Source organism: Streptomyces sp. CA189 (genome assembly GCF_056428985.1).
In genome coordinates this window covers 1-2,584 of record NZ_JBWJVM010000163.1, presented here as the reverse complement: position 1 = coordinate 2,584, position 2,584 = coordinate 1, and the positions used below count along the sequence as shown (strand labels likewise).

General features: G+C 72.3%; 2 protein-coding genes. Both read right to left on the bottom strand.

Annotated elements, in window-relative coordinates:
• Positions 1–44 precede the first annotated feature (44 nt).
• Positions 45–1,337 carry a hypothetical protein gene (locus AC061S_RS44245; protein ID WP_478691544.1) on the bottom strand — a complete coding sequence of 431 codons (1,293 nt, stop codon included), beginning with the start codon at positions 1,335–1,337 and terminating at the stop codon, positions 45–47.
• 342 nt (positions 1,338–1,679) lie between these two features.
• Positions 1,680–2,584: S8 family peptidase (locus AC061S_RS44240; protein WP_478691543.1), on the bottom strand; the 905-nt coding region annotated here is incomplete at its 5' end.

The window sequence follows — 2,584 nt, the reverse complement described above, 5'->3', positions numbered from 1 at the left end:
CCCCCCCCCCCCCCACCACCCGGGGTGGAGCGGGGTCGTACGGGTCAGGCGATCGAGAAGGTGACGACCGACTGGTAGCTGTCCGCGAACATGAACGGCGGGAGCTGGATCATTCCGGCTCCGCCGATCTCGAACTCGCCACCGGTCAGGTCGTCGCCGCCCGCGGCCGCCGAGGCGACCTTCAGCGGGACGTCGGAGATCGCACCGGGCGTACCGGCGGTGCAGGTGCTCGGGCTGTCCGCGTTGGTCACCTTGCAGGTCGGCTGGATGCCGATCTGCGCCGTGGCCATGGAGTGGCCGGTGACCGAGTTCAGGAACGGCGTCCGGGTCGCCGAGACGTCCCAGCCGAGGGTCCCGCCGCGGAAGTCCTGGACGGCCATCGCGGTGAACTGGCCGACGACCGACTGGGACTTGCCGTTGATGGTGACCGAACCGAAGCTGACGGCGGGGTTGCCCGCCTGCGGGCCGATGGCCAGCGGGCCGGGCAGGACCTCTACGTCGACCGGGTTCTGCACGCCCGGCTGCGGAACGATGAAGATGTAGTCCTTGTACGGGAGGATCGCGCCGTCGATCCGGATCTTGTCGGCGGGCTGGTTGACGACGATGTTGCAGGTCGCGACGCCGGCCGCGGTGGCCGTGCCGGTACCCGTGTCACCCGTGGCCGTACCGTTCTTGAGCGCGGAGCAGGTGACCGCGCCCGCCGGGAAGTTGGCGCCCGTGACGACGACTTCCTGGCCCGCCTCGCCGCTGTTGGGCGTCAGCTTGGTGGTGATCGGGTCCTTGGGCAGGGCCTCCACTGCCACCGAGCCGAGCGAGGCGCTCGGGCGGGGGTTCGGCGTACAGGTGGTGGTGAAGACCGAGCCCATGAGGCTCGCGTCGGTCACCGCCAGGTCCAGGGCCACCTGCACGGTGGCGCCCTCGGAGCCGTCCGGAATCGTGACGGTGCCGGAGAAGGCCGAGGGGTCGAGAGGCACGCCGGGCGTCACGTTGACCGTCTCGGGCGGGCTGACCACCGTCTGGAGGGTCGATCCGACCTTGAGGGTGATCTTGGAGACGTTGGTGGTCGTCACCGCGAAGCCGGGGATGACCGGGCTCGGACCCGGGTCGATGGTGATCGGGACCACGTCGCCGGCCTTGGCGCTGTCGGGCAGCGTGATCGTGTAGTTCTGGGTGCCCGAACCGCCCGGCTGGGGCGCGGGCGCCACGCAGTCCATCGGGACGGGCGTCGTCTTGGTCGCGGCCTGCGCGGTGCCCGACAGACCCACCAGGGCGCCCGTCAGGGCCAGGGACAGAGCGCCCGTCCCGGCCAGAACTCTTCGTCGAAACGTTGTACTCACTGGGTCGCGACTCCTTCGTCATACGAACCCTCCCCCCACCCGCTGTGTGGGGGAGGTCGAGCCGGTGCGGTGGCCGACATTGACGCGTCGCGGTGATGAGAAGTCAATGACTTGCTTTCGCCCGAAGCACACAGAAATTGATGTGCCATCAGGCCGGGTGGAGCGGAGGGGCGGATACCTGCGGCCGGTGGGCAGTGCGGGTGGGACGGGTGGGGTTGTCGGATGGCCCGCCCAGGGGCCGGACCGGGCCTTCGGCGTGGGGTTTTCGGGCATGCCCTCTGGGTGGGGCCGGCCGGGGCCCGCCGGCGGGGCGGGCGCCGCCGGCGGAGGGCCCCGTACGGGCTACTTGTCGGTCGGTACGTGCAGCAACAGGTTCGGTGTCCCGGACGGCAGGGCGGTGATCAGGTCCCGCACGGAGTCCCGTACGAGGGTTTCGGCCACCTGCGCGGGCGTCTGGCGCGGGCCGCCGGCGGCCAGGCCGCGCGCCAGCAGCAGCGCGGCGGCGCCCGCCACGTGCGGGGCCGCCATCGAGGTGCCGGAGGCGCGGGCGGTGGCGGTGGCGGAGCCCTTCCAGGCGGAGGTGACGGCCACGCCGGGGGCGGAGAGGTCCACGCAGGCACCGTAGTTGGAGAAGGCGGGCCGGCGGTCCTGCGCGTCCGTCGCGCCCACGGTGAGCGCCTGCGGGACGCCGGCGGGAGAGCCGGTGCAGGCGTTCTCGCCGGAGTTGCCCGCCGCCACGGCGAAGGTGATCCCGGACGCGATCGCCCGCGTCACCGCCCGGTTGAGGGCGAAGCTGTAGCCGCCGCCCAGGCTCATGTTGGCCACGGCCGGGGTGGCGGGCGACTTGAGGGCGTCCTTCACCATCCAGTCGATACCGCGGGTGATGGCCGACAGGGTCGCGTCCCCGCGGCAGTCCGCCACCTTCACGGCGACGAGCGAAACCCCTTTGGCCACCCCGTAGGTGGCTCCGCCGACGGTCCCCGCAACGTGCGTGCCGTGGCCGTTGCAGTCCGTGGCGCGTTCCATGAACACCGCGTTGGCGCCCCAGCGGGCCCGGCCGCCGAACTCCTGGTGCAGGGTGTTGATCCCGGTGTCCACGATGTACGCGGTGATCCCCTCGGCCTTGGCCGGATACGCGTACGAGCCGTCGAGGGGCAACGCGCCCTGGTCGAGCCGGTCCAGGGACCAGGGCGCGGGGGTCTGCACGAGGGGCGGGACGAGGGGCGGGGCGAGGGGCTGGGCGGGGG